Origin of the sequence: Flavobacterium aquicola (assembly GCF_003385115.1) — a bacterium.
Lineage (GTDB): Bacteria > Bacteroidota > Bacteroidia > Flavobacteriales > Flavobacteriaceae > Flavobacterium > Flavobacterium aquicola.
This window is the reverse complement of the sequence record NZ_QUNI01000005.1, coordinates 147,788-165,039: the sequence shown is the minus strand read 5'-3', so window position 1 is coordinate 165,039 and position 17,252 is coordinate 147,788. Positions and strand designations below refer to the sequence as shown.

Annotated in this window: 18 protein-coding genes; 6 read left to right on the top strand and 12 right to left on the bottom strand. The window is 33.1% G+C overall.

The features are described 5' to 3' along the window. The first annotated feature begins 5 nt into the window (after positions 1–5). The 6 genes from C8P67_RS10400 (at position 6) to C8P67_RS10375 (ending at position 3,389) form a co-directional block, all read left to right on the top strand. A complete protein-coding gene (locus tag C8P67_RS10400; RefSeq protein ID WP_115813058.1) occupies positions 6–437 on the top strand; it encodes a hypothetical protein in 432 nt (143 codons plus the stop codon). Continuing rightward, a complete protein-coding gene (locus C8P67_RS10395) occupies positions 434–853 on the top strand; it encodes a SufE family protein (RefSeq protein ID WP_115813056.1) in 420 nt (139 codons plus the stop codon). Before C8P67_RS10400 ends, C8P67_RS10395 begins: the two co-directional genes overlap by 4 nt. A 51-nt stretch (positions 854–904) precedes the next feature. Then, positions 905–1,315 (top strand): GxxExxY protein, encoded by a 411-nt coding sequence (locus C8P67_RS10390; protein WP_115813054.1) that lies wholly within the window; start codon positions 905–907, stop codon positions 1,313–1,315. Positions 1,316–1,473: 158 nt separating this feature from the next. Continuing rightward, complete coding sequence (locus tag C8P67_RS10385; protein WP_115813052.1) at positions 1,474–1,797, top strand: SUF system Fe-S cluster assembly protein; 324 nt, start codon at positions 1,474–1,476, stop codon at positions 1,795–1,797. Positions 1,798–1,876: 79 nt separating this feature from the next. Next, entirely contained in the window at positions 1,877–2,386 is a 510-nt protein-coding gene (locus C8P67_RS10380; protein ID WP_115813050.1) for a DUF2480 family protein, read from the top strand. A 70-nt stretch (positions 2,387–2,456) separates the two neighbouring features. Further along, complete coding sequence (locus C8P67_RS10375; protein ID WP_115813048.1) at positions 2,457–3,389, top strand: DUF3078 domain-containing protein; 933 nt, start codon at positions 2,457–2,459, stop codon at positions 3,387–3,389. A 43-nt stretch (positions 3,390–3,432) separates the two neighbouring features. Here C8P67_RS10375 and hflX read toward each other — a convergent pair whose 3' ends face one another. The 12 genes from hflX to C8P67_RS10315 all read right to left on the bottom strand — a co-directional run bounded on the left by hflX (position 3,433) and on the right by C8P67_RS10315 (position 17,220). Continuing rightward, positions 3,433–4,674 carry a GTPase HflX gene (gene hflX / locus C8P67_RS10370; protein WP_115813046.1) on the bottom strand — a complete coding sequence of 414 codons (1,242 nt, stop codon included), beginning with the start codon at positions 4,672–4,674 and terminating at the stop codon, positions 3,433–3,435. A gap of 277 nt (positions 4,675–4,951) precedes the next feature. Continuing rightward, complete coding sequence (locus C8P67_RS10365) at positions 4,952–5,716, bottom strand: Bax inhibitor-1/YccA family protein (RefSeq protein WP_115813044.1); 765 nt, start codon at positions 5,714–5,716, stop codon at positions 4,952–4,954. Between the two features lie 78 nt (positions 5,717–5,794). Then, the gene (locus tag C8P67_RS10360) at positions 5,795–7,222 is read right to left on the bottom strand and encodes a murein hydrolase activator EnvC family protein (RefSeq protein WP_115813042.1); all 1,428 of its coding nucleotides are present in this window, start codon (positions 7,220–7,222) and stop codon (positions 5,795–5,797) included. Between the two features lie 104 nt (positions 7,223–7,326). Then, positions 7,327–8,559 carry a murein hydrolase activator EnvC family protein gene (locus C8P67_RS10355; RefSeq protein WP_115813040.1) on the bottom strand — a complete coding sequence of 411 codons (1,233 nt, stop codon included), beginning with the start codon at positions 8,557–8,559 and terminating at the stop codon, positions 7,327–7,329. 23 nt (positions 8,560–8,582) lie between these two features. Continuing rightward, positions 8,583–9,386: a DUF4292 domain-containing protein gene (locus tag C8P67_RS10350; protein ID WP_115813038.1), complete on the bottom strand. Its 804-nt coding sequence runs from the start codon at positions 9,384–9,386 to the stop codon at positions 8,583–8,585. Then, positions 9,386–10,738 carry a tetratricopeptide repeat protein gene (locus C8P67_RS10345; protein ID WP_115813036.1) on the bottom strand — a complete coding sequence of 451 codons (1,353 nt, stop codon included), beginning with the start codon at positions 10,736–10,738 and terminating at the stop codon, positions 9,386–9,388. Before C8P67_RS10345 ends, C8P67_RS10350 begins: the two co-directional genes overlap by 1 nt. A gap of 128 nt (positions 10,739–10,866) precedes the next feature. After that, entirely contained in the window at positions 10,867–11,877 is a 1,011-nt protein-coding gene (locus tag C8P67_RS10340) for a sugar nucleotidyltransferase (protein WP_115813034.1), read from the bottom strand. An 82-nt stretch (positions 11,878–11,959) separates the two neighbouring features. After that, positions 11,960–12,394: a dUTP diphosphatase gene (dut, locus tag C8P67_RS10335; RefSeq protein WP_115813032.1), complete on the bottom strand. Its 435-nt coding sequence runs from the start codon at positions 12,392–12,394 to the stop codon at positions 11,960–11,962. A gap of 117 nt (positions 12,395–12,511) precedes the next feature. Beyond that, positions 12,512–13,981, bottom strand: coding sequence for a lipopolysaccharide biosynthesis protein (locus tag C8P67_RS10330; RefSeq protein ID WP_115813030.1), 1,470 nt, complete (start codon positions 13,979–13,981; stop codon positions 12,512–12,514). 128 nt (positions 13,982–14,109) lie between these two features. Continuing rightward, positions 14,110–15,579, bottom strand: a complete 1,470-nt coding sequence (locus C8P67_RS10325) for an AAA family ATPase (RefSeq protein WP_211319906.1) — start codon at positions 15,577–15,579, stop codon at positions 14,110–14,112. A gap of 33 nt (positions 15,580–15,612) precedes the next feature. Then, positions 15,613–16,443, bottom strand: a complete 831-nt coding sequence (locus C8P67_RS10320; RefSeq protein ID WP_115813028.1) for an ATP-binding cassette domain-containing protein — start codon at positions 16,441–16,443, stop codon at positions 15,613–15,615. A gap of 6 nt (positions 16,444–16,449) precedes the next feature. Further along, complete coding sequence (locus C8P67_RS10315; protein ID WP_115813026.1) at positions 16,450–17,220, bottom strand: ABC transporter permease; 771 nt, start codon at positions 17,218–17,220, stop codon at positions 16,450–16,452. Between the last annotated feature and the right edge of the window lie 32 nt (positions 17,221–17,252).

Genomic DNA, 17,252 nt, shown 5'->3' with positions numbered 1-17,252 from the left:
AAATTATGAAATTCATAGCACTCTTGTTTTTGACGATAATCCTTGGTAACAACTGCGAAGGTCAAAAAAATGTAGATTTGGCTGACGCCAAGGTTGAATACACAGCCAATTCAAGAGGTATGTATAATAACATTGCTGTGGAAAACAAAACAGTTTTCGTGACGAAAACAAGAGACGGAAAACCAGTTTCAAATTCTCTGACGGACGCACAATGGAATGCTCTGATAAAAGAATTTCAAAAAGTGAATCTGGAAGAAATTCCGAATTTGAAAGCGCCTACACAGAAACGTTTTCATGACGGCGCTGCAATGGCAAATTTAAAAGTAACATACAAAGGAAAAACATATGAAAGCCAGACTTTCGACAATGGTTTTCCTCCCGAAAAAATAAAGAACTTAGTAAATACAATACTATCCTTTTCAAAAAAAGAAGAATGACAATAAAAGAAATACAAAACGATATCATAGATGAATTCTCAATGTTTGATGACTGGATGCAGCGCTATGAATACATCATTGAATTAGGAAAGAATCTTCCGCTAATAAAAGAAGAAGCAAAAACAGACGAAAATCTGATTAAAGGGTGTCAATCCAAAGTTTGGCTTCAAGGTGAGCAAAAAGAGGACAAAATTGTCTTTACTGCCGACAGCGATGCTATTTTAACCAAAGGAATAATAGCGATTTTAATTAGAGCTTTTTCCAACCAAAAAGCAATTGACATACTAAACGCAGATACCGATTTCATTGATGAAATAGGTTTGAAAGAGCATCTTTCGCCAACAAGAGCCAATGGTTTGGTTTCTATGATAAAAAATATTAAAATGTATGCATTGGCATTTGATGCTAAAAAATAAATCTTAAACCATATAAGGCATTTAAGGTCATATAAGCGAAAAATAAAATTAATGACAAAAACATATCTTAAAGAATTAGTCTATCAAGTTAATGGTTGTGCGATCGAAGTTCACAAACATCTTGGTCCAGGTCTTTTAGAAAGTGTTTATCATAACTGTTTGAAAAAAGAATTAACGATTAGAGGAATTGATTTTCAAACAGAATTAATTATACCTGTAAATTACAAAGGATTAGAGGTTGAAGCTGGATTGAGATGTGATTTATTTATTGAAAAAAGTCTAGTTATAGAATTAAAAGCTGTTGAAAAAGTTTTACCAATTCACGAAGCACAGCTTTTAACTTATATGAAACTTTTAGAAGTTCCAATGGGGTTAATCATAAATTTCAATGTGACTCACATCTTTAAAGAAGGACAGAAATCATACGTAAATGAATTATACAGATATTTAGAAGAAGAATAAAAAGTCAACCATATAAGGCATTTGAGACCATAATAAATTAATCCGATTAAATAAAATTGATCCGAAAAATTACCGAATAAAACACAAATCAAAACCGTATATGACCTTATATGGTTTAAAAAAAACTTAAAATCTATTTTGGTTTAAAAATAAAAATTATGACAGAAGAAATAAACACCGAAGACTTAGGAGAATCAATCGTAAAAAAACTAAAAACAATTTACGATCCAGAGATTCCAGTAGATATTTACGAATTAGGATTGATATATGACGTAATGGTCAATACTGATTATGAAGTAAAAATATTGATGACTCTAACATCTCCAAACTGTCCTGTAGCAGAGAGTTTACCAAGAGAAGTTGAGGAAAAAATAAAATCAATCGAGCATATAAAAGATGCTGAAGTGGAAATCACTTTTGACCCGCCTTGGAGTAAAGATTTGATGAGCGAAGAAGCAAAATTAGAATTAGGAATGCTTTAAATCAGTTAATGGGTTTGTTGTTTATAGTTTGTTGTTTTCGAACCATAAACTATAAACAACAAACAATAAACTTTTTATAATGGAAGAAATAATCAATAAAGTAGCCAATAGTGTTCTGGAAGTTTTCGATCTTGAAGACTATTATCCAGCCGGAATGCGTACGCAGATTGATATCTCACAGTGGCTAATTGAAGGTTTTTTGCTAAAGGAAAAAGACTTTAGAGAACAGCTCAACAATCAGGATTGGTCACAATATCAAGATCAATTTGTAGCAGTTTCATGCAGTACAGATGCGATTCTTCCGCGTTGGGCTTTTATATTGATAACAATGCATTTGGCTCCTTATGCCAAAAAAATTATAAATGGAACACTCGAAGATTTAGATGCCGCTTTCTACGAAGAATTGCTTCCTAAAATTGACTATTCAGTTTATAAAGACAAACCCGTTATCATAAAAGGCTGTTCCAAAAAACCAGTTCCAATGCGGGCTTATATTTTGGCAGCACACTACCTGCAGCCATATGCAAGGAGTATAATGTACGGCGAGGCCTGCTCGGCAGTTCCTTTATACAAAAAAACTAAAAAATAATTTTTTAATATCCTCATTTTTAACACTTTATTCTTTTCGTTATATTTGTATTGGACCAATACTTCTTACAATGAAAAAAATTATTTTATTAATAACGATTTTACTTCCCGTTTCGACACTGCTATATGCTCAAGATGCCGAAAAAGATCTAATAAAAAAGACACAAGACGCAGCCAAAACTATAGATGACACTATTAAAAATGGATGGAAATCTACAGGTAAAATTACGTTTCTCTTTAACCAGGCCAACTTTAGCAACTGGGTAGCAGGCGGTGAAAACAGCTTCTCCGGCAACCTTGGTCTTGATTATAAAATCGATTATAAAAAAGATGATTATACTTGGGAAAACAGAATCATGGCTTCCTATGGTCTGCTTCAAACACAAAGTGCGAATTTTGAAAAGAAGACTGATGATCAGCTTGAAATTAATTCAATTGTTGCCAAAAAAACGAAAGGTTATTGGTACTACTCCTTTCTAGTCAATTTTAGAACACAGTTCTCAAAAGGATATTTATATTCTAAAGATGAAAATGGAGCTGAAATTAGAGAAGAAAACACCAACTTTATGTCACCTGGTTACCTATTATTTGGTCCTGGTCTATATTGGAAAAAGACAGAAAACCTAAAAATTAATTTTGCTCCATTAACATCTAAATTTACTTTTGTAGATAGTTTTTACACTTCAATACCTGGTTATGTAGATGGTAGTTATTTTGGTGTGGATGCCAATAAAAGTTTATTATATCAATTGGGTTTCAATGCTACTGCCTATTATAAATTCCAAATTATGGAAAATGTAACAGCCGAAAATCTTTTAAATTTATATTCTAATTATTTGAAGGATCCGCAAAATATCGACATTAACTACAACTTGATCATTATAATGAAAATCAACAAAATATTATCGGCCAATTTAAATTTTCAAGCTATTTATGATGATGATGCTTTTCCAGGTTTTCAAACTAAAGAAGTATTTGGCGTTGGGCTGAATTATAATTTTTAAATTAAAAAAGACCTTTTAGCAGCTTGCCGAAAGGTCTTTTTGTTTATTCATTATCTTCTTTTTCTTCTTTCTCAACAGCATCCTTATAATCCGGATATAAAAATTTGTTGTATGGAAAGCGGGTAATGTGTATTTGACGAACGGCTTCATAAACGCGTTCTCTAAAATCTTCAAAATTTTCTTTTTGTGTTGCCGAAATAAACAAAGCATTCTGTTCTCCTAAACGGTGCATCCAAGTTTGTTTCCACTCTTCCAATGTGAAGTGCCTTGGAGTTTTCTCAGTCATTAAATCATCTTCGTCAATTGTCAGGTGTTTGTAGGCATCAATTTTATTGAAAACCATAATCGTTGGTTTATCATGTGCCTTGATATCATGCAAAGTTTGATTTACAGACGCAATATGATCTTCAAATTCGGGGTGCGATATATCAACAATATGCAATAACAAATCGGCTTCGCGAACTTCGTCCAAGGTACTTTTGAAAGAATCAACCAATTGAGTTGGCAGTTTTCTTATGAACCCAACTGTATCCGAAAGCAGAAAAGGCAGGTTCTTAATCACTACTTTTCTAACAGTTGTATCTAATGTTGCGAAAAGTTTGTTTTCGACAAACACATCACTTTTCCCAATAGCATTCATCAAAGTTGATTTACCAACATTAGTATAACCTACCAAGGCAACGCGAACCATTGCTCCGCGGTTGCTTCGCTGCACCCCCATTTGTTTGTCGATGGTTTTAATCTTCTCTCTCAATAATGCTATACGGTCACGAACGATACGTCTGTCCGTCTCGATTTCAGTTTCCCCAGGACCACGCATTCCGATACCCCCTTTTTGACGTTCCAAGTGCGTCCACATGCCAGAAAGTCTAGGAAGCAAATATTGGCATTGTGCCAATTCCACTTGTGTTCTCGCATAAGAGGTTTCGGCTCTTTGCGCAAAGATATCAAGGATAAGATTTGTACGGTCTAGTATTTTGCAGTCAATTATTTTAGAAATATTTTTTTGCTGAGAAGGTGACAACTCATCATCGAATATCAAAGTCGAAATATCATTCTCTTTTACAAAAAGACAAATTTCCTCCAATTTTCCTGTCCCTACAAAAGTTTTAGGATTGGGACGCTCCATTTTTTGCGTAAAACGTTTCACCACTTCGCCTCCTGCGGTAAATGTCAAGAACTCCAATTCATCAAGATATTCATTGAGTTTTTCTTCGCTTTGATTTTGGGTAACGATACCAACAATGGCCGTTTTTTCAAAATTTATTGTTTCTTTTTCTAACATGTCTCTAAATAAGACTGCAAATTTAATGATTTGACAGCTACAATTCCTTTAATCGTAGACAAAATAAAACGTAGATCTTCCAATTTACTTTATCAGTCCGTAAAAGTTTATTTGGGCGTGCCCCTTCGTAAAAACTCTGGGTCGGGCTTTCCGTTCCCGCTTTTTTATATTTGGTAAAAGTGCCAAATATAAAAAGAGCTCCACTTCAATCCCTCACGCAAAAAAAATGCCCTTCGTTTCTGAAAGGCATCTCTTTAATATGAAATATTTTTTTAATCTATTTTTTAGACAGTTTTGACAGTAATCTCAAGAACTCGATATACAGCCATACTAATGTAATCATTAATCCCATAGCACCGTACCATTCCATGTATTTTGGCATTCTTTGCTGAACTCCTTTTTCTATCATATCAAAATCCAAGAACAGGTTCATAGCCGCAATTACAATCACAAATACACTGATTCCTATACTCATCATAGAATTGCCGTAATGTACTGGTACAAAACTTGTAAAAAGTGAGAATACCCAAGAAAACAAATAATAAGTTGCAATCGCCAAAGTTGCAGCAATAACAATAGATTTAAATTGTTCTGTCACTTTTACAATTTTATATTTATACAAACCAAGACAAACAGCAAAAGTAACAAAGGTTGCTCCTACTGCCTGAGTTACGATTCCAGGATACATTGCTTCGAAAATAACAGATATTCCACCAATAAACAGTCCTTCAAAAAGAGCGTAGCCAGGAGCTAAATAAGACGAATATTCTGGTTTGAATGATGCTATTAGAACCAAAATCAATCCTACAACCGCACCGCCAATTATTGGAACAATTGGATTCAGTATTTCATTAGAAGTAGCCCACCAGATCACAGTTGCTGAAGCAATCAATAACAAAAAAAGAATTAAACTTCTATTGATTGTTCCAGACAATGTCATGTCTTGATTGTCATCAATAGTGACTGCATTAAACGTATTGTCTTTTCTTGAAACAGCAGTAGAAAATGTTTTGTTATTTAAAAATGGATTATTCGAATTCATAATTTTCTAGTTTAAATTTTATCAAATATATACTATAATTTTGACAAGATAGTTTAAAATTTTATTAATTTTTTTCTGCTATTTACTCGACAGCCAAGCCCTTGGATTAGCATAAGTCGTATTTTGAGTAATAGCAAATTTTAATATTGTTTTACCCTCGCCATTAGTTCTGATTTTACCTAATGACTGCCTAATATTTACTTCGTCTCCTTTACTTACATTCACTGAACTCAGGTTTTGATACAAAGTAAAAAAATCTCCATGCTGTAACATAACAACTTTATTTACTGGAGAAATAATAATTACACTTGTAACTGTTCCTCCAAAAACTGCTCTTGCACTGGCACCAGAATCAGTTGTGAATTCCAGTCCGCTATTATGAATAACTAATGCTTTATATACAGGATGCGCCTGATCACCAAATCCTAGCGAAATATACCCTTTCTCAACAGGCCAAGGCAGTTTCCCTTTATTGGCTTTGAAATTATCTGAATCTACTTTTCCGCTCGGACTCAAATCTATTTTGGTGGCGGAAACGGGTACAGCTGTAGGTGCAGTTTCCACTTTTGCAATTGCTTTCTCCACTTCTTTTGGAACTGGAATTGGTTTTGGAGCTGGTTTAGATGCTGCTTTAGCTTTTGCTGCTGCTAGTGCATTTGCTTTTTCAATCTCTTTTTTCTTTTCTAATGCCTGCGCTTTTGCCAAGGCATTAGCTTTCGCAATTGCGTCTGCTTTTGCTTTTGCTTTAGCTGCTTTTTCTATAGCCGCTTTTCTATTAGCCTCGGCAATTGCTTCACGAATTAATTTATCAATTTTTCTATCAATTGCTTTAGATTCCTGCTGCTTTTTCTTATTATCGGCAATAATTTTATTTTTATCTTTCTTTAATGAGGCAACCAATTTTTCTTGTTCCTGCTTTTCTTTTTCTAAAGATAATCGCTCTTTATCATTTTCAACAATAAGCTGCTCTTTGGCACTTTTTTGAACGTCTAATTTTGCATTAAAAGTATACAAACTGTATGTCTTTGCTTGTATTTCCTTCCCCTGAACTCTCCTATAATTAGTATATTGTTTCATATACTGTGCTCGTTTATAGGCCTGAAGAAAACTTTCTGATGACAATAAAAACATCGCACGGCTCTCTTCAGATCGGCTTTTATACGATTGCACAATCATTTTGGCATAATCTGCTTTGAGCAGCTCGAGTTCCTTTTCGAGTTTATTTATCTGCGCTTGATTAATAGATATTGAATTTCCGAGGAGTGCTTTTTGCTTTTCAGTGGTAGCAATTAATTCTTCTTTAAGTTTGATTTTATTGCTTTGCAGAACGATTGCTTTTGCAGCTGTTTTTTCTTTCTTCTTTACAGTTTGAAGTTTCGTTTCATTTTCACGAATCTCCTGCTGAATTTTAATTTTACGCTCTTCTAATTTTTTTTGTTGATTGTCTTGGCTCCAAAGCGAAGCTGCTGTTATTAGAAAAATAAAACTTAGAAAATATTTTAACATCGTATTTTATATATAATGCAAACTTAATGAATGATTTTATAAAAAACAGCACTATTAAATTTTTACAAATAAATAGTGCTGTACATAATTTTTCTTGAAAGAACTTACATTCTGTATAACCAATATGCTGGGTTATTATACGAAGTATTTTGTGAAATTGTAAACTTTAAAACCGTTTTACCTTCGCCGTTTGTTCTTATTTTCCCTATGTTTTGTTTGATAGAAACCTTGTCCCCTTTGGAAACAAAAACAGAACTTAAATTTTGATATACCGTAAAATAATCTCCATGCTGAATCATTACCGCTTTATTTACTGGAGACAAAACGATCACACTAGATACCTCACCTCCAAAGACTGCTCGAGCATTAGCTCCTTGCTCTGTTGTAATTTCGACACCGCTATTATGAATCACGAGACTTGGGTAAACTGGATGTGGCTGTTCGCCGTAACCAAGTGATACAAAGCCTTTTTCAACTGGCCAAGGCAGTTGTCCTTTGTTGGCTCTAAAATTATCAGCTAATATTTTGCCCTCAGCGGTTAACACAATCCTTGCAGATGAATACGCAGTAACTGGTGCATTTGGATTTTCACTTGCTGCTTTTCTATTGGCCTCAGCAATAGCTTCACGAATTAAACGATCAATCTGGCGGTCAATTGCCCGTGATTCAGTTTGTTTCCTTTTAATTTCGGAAGTGATTTTTTTCTTGTCTTTTTTAATCGAATTTACCAATTTTAATTGCTCTCTTTTTTCCTTTTCAAGAGATAATTTTTCTTTGGTGTTTTCTGCTAATAATTTTTTCTTTTCTATTTTTTGAGCATTCAGCTTTTCATTAAAACCTAAAAGTTCATCCGATTTTGATTTGATTTCTTCACCCTGCATTTTTCTAAATCCGGTATACTGCTTCATATACTGGGCTCTTTTATAAGCCTGCAGAAAGTTCTCTGATGACAGCAGAAACATCGCACGGCTTTGTTCTGATCTGCTTTTATATGATTTCACTATCATCTTAGCGTAATCTTCTTTGAGAACGACCAGCTCTCTGTTTAATTTATTCATTTTTAATTGATTAATATACATGTCGTTACTAAGAATCTTAGTTTGTTTCGCTGTAGTATAAATCAATTTTTCTTTGAGTTTTATTTTATTGTTTTGTAAAATAATCACATTTACGGCAGATTTTTCCTTTTTCTTTACCGATTGAAGCATCTTTTCGTTATCCAAAATTTCTTGTTGAATTTCGGCTTTACGCTTTTCTAATTTTTCCTGTTGCGACTCTTGCCCCCAGATTACTGAGGTCGTGCATAAAAAAAATAGTCCTAAGAGAAATTTTTGCATTTTACAATTATATTGGTACAAATTTACTTAATTAAAATTCTTTTATAGCCATTTGGCACACTATATGGAAAATTAAGTTCTTCGTTTATGGTTAGAGTATTATAGTTCAAATTAATTTCTGTTTTGCCTTTATCCTGGACTGCATTTATATCAATTTTTGATGGTAATGGCGATTCATTGTACTTTTTATAATCCGAATATAAAACCTCTATCTTTCTATTTTCAGCAGTTTGTGTAATCTCCTGCTTGTTTAGTAAAAATGATTCTTTATCAAAAAAGAAGTACTTTTTAGTATTATTTTTAGAAATAGCTTCTAATCGGTACGATTGATCCACTAATGAATCTTGATACTTTCCTCTGGTTAAATCGTCCATTGCCTGCCCAACTAATAAATTTTGAACTTTAGTAAAATCCAAATCAGTCCCAAGCCATTTGCTTAATGTACTAAAATCTCCTTCAAAATATGTGCCGTTTAACTTCTCATAATAACTTACAGTAGCTGGTGTTATCAATGCTTTTGCCATAGTAATTCCAAGAAAACGAATACTTACCAAAATTTGTTCGTCCTTTTTTATCTTTATTTCGGCAGTTAAATTTTGAGATTGTTTTTCATCATCATATTTAACATTGGATTTTATGTATAGTGTTTTGAAATCACTTTTATTGGCATAATAATTTTTTAGAATTCGATCTGCTGACATGCTGTCCGAATCTTCTTTTTTACTTACTTCCACTACTTTTCCCTTCGCTTTACAAGACACTAATAAAAGTGAACTGCCAAAGCAAATCATGCAAACAAAAAGTAGTCTTACTATAAATCGATTCATTATTTTTTCTCTTTTAATAATTGATTGGCTTTGTTAAAATATAATTCTTTTTTGGCTGTATCGCCTAAGCCGTTATAAGCTTCGCCAAGCTGTATATTGAAATTAATTTCTAAATCTTTATTTTCAACAACATAATCTAGACCCATTTCAAGAATCTCTTTGGCTTTTTTAAAAAGCTGCAATTGATTGTTTGCCATTCCTGAATAATAATAAAACTGAGGTTCGGCAGGATAGGTGTCAATCATTGCCGTTGCTTTTTTTACTACAGCTTCAAACTGTTTGAGTTCAGTATATGCTTGAAGCCAAAGCAAATTGGTCTCCAGATCAACTTCAGAATTATTTTTTTCCGACATCTCATAATATTTAATGGCCTTAATCCATTCTTTTTTATTATGATAAAACTTCCCTATCTCCTTGGCAACATTTACCTCTTTGTCATTTTTGAAATAACCTATTGCATTATCCAAATCTGGTGTGAATTGAGGATTTGCATTCGAAAAAAGCAAAAACTCATTAAAGATCCGGTGTTTTATTTTGGAATCAACTTTAGGGCTTGATAACACTGTATTCATAGATTTTACTGCACTGATGCCGTCATTTTTTTCGATATAATCTTTGAACAAGCTTACTTGTGCCCAAACCGATTCTGGTATTTCTCTTTCTAACTTTTTAGCAACTTCCTGTGCTTTATCTTCTTCATTACTATTATAATACAAAAAAATTAATGCTATGTAATTGGATTCTTCTTTAGGATTTTTATCAATAAGACCTTTTAGCGTACCCACTTCGGAATTTTGAAATTTACTTTCCGATAAGATTTCCATTTTATACATCTCTCTTCTTTCGGTTTTTCCAACTTTTTCATTCAGATCATTAATTTCTGCCAAAGCTTTATCAAATTGCTTAGTTATCATATAAAGCGAAACCAGATCCTCTCTGTATTCTGCATCAAAAGGAATAATTTTATTGACAATAATTATAGCTTGATTGAAATCTTTGGTCTCGTAACACACATCATACAATCCCACCCAAAACCATTTATTATTAGCATCTATTTGTGCAGCACGCTCGAAGGAAGAATATGCATTTTTATAATCCTTGGAAGCCAAATAATTCTTTCCCATCTCAAAATAAATGGTTTCATTATTTGGTTTTAGCTTTAGACATTGATCTAAGGCTACCAGCGATTTATCATAATTTTCGATACTTTTTTGAAATATAGATTCATAAAAAAAATCCTGAAACTTATCACCATCCACTTTAATTTCTTCAGGTTCTGTCTGTGCCAATACTGTGACTGTATTGCATAGTAAAATAGAAAAAGCTAATATGAAAGGCCATTTTTTTATCATTGAAAAAAAGTGTTGGAAAACAAATTCATTACTATTTGTCAGCAAATGCAAAATAAATTAAAAAAACAACAAAGCAGCATAATAAAAACTTAAATAATGCTGCTTGTTATTTTTATATTGTTTTTAAATTATTCTAAAACCGAATAATCTCCGATACTTATACTGGTAAATTTTCCATCAAAACTGGCATGATTTCCAATCATTGCATTATCTAAAACTGCATTTTTGATGTGTGAATGTGTCTGCACCAAACTGTTTTGTATTGTAGTGTTTTGTACATGAGAGCTATTTCCTAAAGACACATTTGGCCCTACCGTTGAGTTGATTAGAATTACATTTTCTCCAATATAACAAGGAGGAATTATAGTTGAATTTTCTAATTTGACATTTTGACTAACTAAATTAATTCCGTCACTTTGAAGGAAACCAAGCATTCTTGAATTGGTTTCAACCGTAACATCTTTGTTACCGCAGTCCATCCATTCGTCTACTTCTCCAGGAACGAATTTCATTCCCTTTGCCATCATCTGCTTTATTCCGTCATTAATCTGATATTCGCCGCCGTGAATAATATTGTTATCCAGTACTGACTGCAGTTCATTTTTTAAAACGGCAACATCTTTGAAATAATAAATTCCGATAACGGCAAGATCCGAAACAAATTCTTTTGGTTTTTCAACCAGTTCAATTATTTCATTTGCTTCGTTTAAATTTACCACTCCAAAAGCTTCTGGCTGATCTACTTGTTTTACCCAGATAACGCTGTCCGCATTTGCATCTAAATCGAAATTGGCACGAATTAAAGTATCAGCATAAGCAATAACAGCTGGTCCGCTCAGTGAATCTTTGGCACACATAATTGCATGACCAGTTCCAAGTGCTTCATTCTGATAATAAATAGTTCCTTTTGCTCCTAATTTTTCAGCAATTGCTATTAAATCTTCTTCAACTTTTTTTCCAAAACTTTCGTGGATAACGAATGCTATTTCTTCAATCGGCTGATTTAAAACTCCGGCAATGTCTTCGACTAAACGGTGCACGATTGGTTTTCCTGCAACTGGAATTAAAGGCTTAGGAATTGTTAATGTATGTGGGCGAAGGCGTGAACCGCGTCCTGCCATTGGGACAATTATTTTCATGTGTTTTATTAAAAGATTGAAAAATTAAAAAGATTGAAAAATTAAAAAAAATCTTTCAATTATTAATCGCTAAATTATTAAATTATTTTACTCCTGTACTTCCAAACCCTCCTGCTCCTCTTGATGTCTCAGATAATTCTTCAACTTCGATCCATTCGGCACGTTCGTGTTTGGCAATAATAAGCTGTGCAATACGTTCTCCATTTTGAATAGTAAATGGATCATTGGATAAATTTACTAAAATTACTCCAATTTCACCTCTGTAATCCGCATCGACCGTTCCCGGTGCGTTGAGAACTGTGATTCCGTTTTTGGCAGCAAGTCCGCTTCTAGGCCTCACCTGAGCTTCATAACCTATTGGCAATTCTATGAAAAGGCCTGTTTTTACAATGGCTCTTTCTAACGGCTGTAAAATTATTGATTCGGTTAAGTTTGCCCGCAAATCCATTCCTGCCGAAGCAATTGTTTCGTAATTTGGCAATGCATGCTGTGATTTATTGATGATGTTTATTGTCATTATTTCTTTAAATATAAATTGTATTAATTGCAGAATGCCCTAGCCCTGATGGAAGCGACATCCTTTTCCTTTTTTCTTTAAAAAGGAAAAGATATAGCGGACAGCAGGAAATAGCTCCTAATTTTTAACAGGCCGTTTTAAAATTCGTAAAAGTGTTTCTTTTTCGTTGTAATAAATAAAACCCATAAAAACAGCTAAAAGTATTACTCCGATAAAATAATTTTGATTAAATCCATAAAAAGAAATACATGAAAACCCAATCGATAACGATAGGTAACCGCCTATTTTTTTCTTGTCGTATGGAATTGGATAGTACTTGTTCCCGAAATAATAAGAAATGAACATCATGCTTCCGTAAGCCGAAAGAGTAGCAATTGCCGAACCATAATAGCTGTATTTCGGAATCAGTAAAAAGTTCAAAACTAAAGTTACAGCCGCACCGACTATAGAAATATAAGCACCTACATAAGTCTTATCAATGAGTTTATACCAAACGGAAAGATTGGTATAAATCCCCAAGAAAAAATTGGCCAAAATGATTAACGGAACTACTTTCATGGCTTCCCAATAAGCAGGATTTGGAATCATAACCCGCTTTAAAAGATCAGCAAATACAATTACGAATAACAAAATTAAAGATCCAAAAATCACGAAATATTTGGTAACAGTTGCATAAGTCTGCTGTGCATTTTCATTGGATGCATGGCTAAAAAAGAAAGGCTCAATTCCTAAGGTATAAGCGGTTCTATATAAAACCATAAATAATCCTAATTTATAACATGCAGAATATATCCCAACTTGTTCAGCAGCGATATTGGCTGGCAATAGATTACCTAAAAGGATTTTATCAAACTGCTCATTGATGGCAAATGCAATTCCTGCTATCATTATGGGTAATCCGTAGCGGATCATCCGTTTCCAAAGTTCATAATCAAATTTCCAATTTATCGTAAAATAGTCCGGAAACAGCACTACAAAAGTTAGAAAACTCGCTATGATATTAGCAAGAAATATATATCCTATCTGAAAATTTTCTATGTAAATAGAACCTAGAAAACTGTCAGGCTGAGATACTGAAACACTTGGCAGATACATCAGGAAAAATAAATTCAGGCAAAGGTTGACCAGAACATTTCCTATTTTAATCCCAGCATAAAACATGGGCCTTTGATTCGCTCTTAATTTAGAAAAAGGTACAATAACGAGAGCATCCAATGCTAAGATCCAAATCGAATAGGTTATATATTGTGTATCTACACCTGACCAATGAGCTAAGGAATTTCGAAATAATAACGCTATAAAAATAAAAAGAATCGTAGACCAAAAAATAGATATAATGGTTGTTTCAACTACACTTTCTTTGTTTTTCTCGGAATTGTAAAATCTAAAAAAAGCTGTCTCCATTCCATATGCTAGAATTACATTGAAAAAGATCATCCAAGCGAATATTATAGATACCTTTCCGTATTCCGCTTGTGGCAATAAACCGGTATAAAGTGGCACCAGCAAGAAGCTGAACATTCTTGGTATTACTGTCGCAAGTCCATATATGGCTGTTTGTTGAAAAAGCTTTTTATATAATCCCAAAATGAGTTGTCTGTTAATTATTATAAAGCAAAAATAACCAATTCTTTGGTTATTTTTTGTGTTTTGTAATTGAATAATTCGATCGCTAAGGTAATTTCAGATTGTTTAATATTAGCAAAAAATCAAAATTATTCCTGAAAAAAACTGATTTGGTTTTGAGTATCTTTAGGTTCTGGCACATCAGTTTCTGTAAAAGTTTTTAATACTTCCTGATTAAGCAATGATAAATTCACTATTCGATTGGCTTGATTTTGAACACATTTTTCAAATAAATTACGGACTACTCTGGCATTTCCGAAATTTTCATCCTTCTTGGAGTATAGTAATTCAAAGGTATCGGTCAATTTTTCTTTAGCATCTGGATCAATTATAAAATCAGAGTTTTTGCAAAAATTTTCAAAGATTAGGAATAATTGTTCAGGAGTAAAATGGTTAAAACTAAAAAAACGGTTGAAACGAGACCGCAATCCTGGATTGGATTCTACAAAGCCTTTCATTGGTTCTGTATATCCGGCAACAACCACTGCCAAATCACCCCGATGATCTTCCATTCTTTTCAACAGTGTATTTACCGCTTCAGAACCATAATCGTTTCCTAAAGCATTCTGGGTTAAAGCGTAAGCTTCATCAATAAACAAGACGCCTCCCAAACTTTCTTCTACTACTTTATCCACTTTAGAAGCCGTTTGTCCTACATAGCCTGCAATCATTCCTTCTCTGTCGGTTTCATACATTTGCCCTTTTGATAAAAATCCCAAATGCTTGAATATCCTGCTCAAAAGTCTAGCTACTGAGGTTTTTCCTGTTCCAGGTGGCCCCAAAAAAACGGTGTGTAAAGTAACTTCAATGTTTTTTAATCCTTCGGAAGAACGCTTTTTTTGAATTTTCAAAAGGTTTATCAGTTCATAAACATCTTTTTTTACTTCGTCCAATCCTATTAACTGATCTAATTCCTTAAGCACAATTTCTAAAGAATCGTTCTCTGAAACAAAAGTCACATCCGAATTTTCATTTTTTTTATCATTCGCCTTTAATCCAATAAATGCTCCGAAATCCTCTCTTTTTTTAAACTTAACTTCATAAGAATACTGCAGGAAATTTTGATATTTCTCTAAAATTCTTTCGTAGTCAGGATTATTGATTTCTAACAAAACACTCGGAATGAAATATTTTTTGTCACTCGGCTTTGACCATAGCAAACGGTTTTCATTTCTGATTTTTAAAATATGCTTTTTAAAATTTTCGGTAGCTACTAATGAATTTAAAGACTTAGCTTCTTTTTCATCGGCAAAACTGGCATTACGCAAAGCATCATAATAATAGGCCAATGTAAATCTGGCTCTATCATTTTCTTTCCCCAAACACAGATTGTACATTTCTATACAATCTGAAAGGAAAAAATGCTCTGTTTTTATCAGCAAACCATTTGGATTATTGGGAACCTCCAGCTGATTTATTTTTTGAATAAATAAATTTTCTTTATTTAATGATGAACAAATGGCAAGGACTTTGGAAGTTTCTTCTCTTAATTCTTGAATAAATGAAGCAGTTAATGCCATTATTTTATCTTTATTTTCTGGTTCTAAAATCTTTTGCAACAGACCAAATTACATTTTTAAAAGTTTGCTCTATTACGAAATCATCATTTGATGTATAATCTCTTTGCATAATTTTCTATGCTCCTCACCAAATTCTGTCCAAGCCAATCCAATATCTCTAAGATCATACTTCGCCACTATCGTTCCGTATTTTTCTTTTTTCCCATTGATTGTTGGATGTCCGATTACATAAATAGACTGTGCCAATTCCAAAGCCAATTCAATGTCATGGGTAGAAAATATTACTGTATTATAATCAGAAGTTTTACATAGCAAGTCAAAAGATTTTTTCACTTCTTCAATATTTCCAACATCTAAACCAGAGAAAGGTTCATCCAAAACAATAAAATTATCCGAAGAAAAAAGCTGTTCTATAATTGCCGTTCTTTGTCTCTGTCCTCCGGAAAGTTCATTTGGATATTTGTCAGCACAGTTTTCCAATCCCCATACTTTCAAATATTCTTTTATTTTGCTTTCTTTTTCGGTATCCGAAAGAGTTGTTTTTCTCAATGAAAATTTCAATGCCTGATAAACTGTTTTATGTCTGAACAAAGTGTATTTCTGATCTACAAAACCAATATCCCCTTCTTTAACAAGTTTAGCGGAATTTGGTTCACTGTTCTCAAAATCACGAATCAATATTTTTCCGTCAGTACAAGGAACCAATCCTGTTAAAGCTTTAAAAAAAGTAGATTTTCCTCTTCCAGATCTTCCTACAAATGCAATCACTTGACCTGTGCAGTCTACACCCTCGCGTATAACATCTTTTTCGGTAAGATTTATGTCTTTTATAATAACTGCGTCATCATAGGCAACGCTAAGATTTTCAACATATAAAAGCGTTTCTTTATATTCGTGTTTCATCTGAATTTATATTTTTGAATATCTAAATATTGTTTTTCTTAAAAAATTTATGCCGGCGTCAAGCCCCAAACCAATTAATAAAATAATAATTTGAAGTGCTATTATTCGTCCTGTGTTCATAAACTTATCGGAGTTTTTTATTAAAAATCCTAATCCGCCTGATGCCACAACTATTGATTCTACTGTAACAAGCATCATCCATGTGATTGCCAGATTTTGTCTGATTACATCCATAACATAATCCAGTCTTCCCAAAATAATAACCTGCCAAAGCACTTCCAATCGACTGCATTTTAAAGTTTTGGCGTGATCAAATTCTTCCTGAGGAATATCTTTGATAACCGCAATTAAAGAGGTAGTCAGAAAAGTGGTCAGGAATATCACCAAAATCCAGACCTGCATTGTTCTTGCTTCGTGGATTACCATCGTGATATAAAATGACAATCCCGTAAAAGGCAAAAAACGAAATTTAGTCACAAATTCCGAAATAGATTTTAAAGCCGGAATTGGCCATGTATAAGCAAACATCAATGAAATTACTGTAGCCAAAAAAATCGAGATAAAACACAATTGCAAAGAATTGAAAATATGTACTACCAGACCTTCATTATACAAATCCGTGAAACCGGTCAAAACCTGACTTGGCGAAGGAAAAAGATGTTTTGTCCCAGAAGTTCCAACAAACCAAATTACAATCAAAAGAAACAGCCAGCCCAATAAAATAAACGTTTTGTGGCTTTTTGATAATTTCTCAAAAGGGGTAAAAATTTTTATCATAAAAAATATTTTAAAAAACAAAGACACAGTTT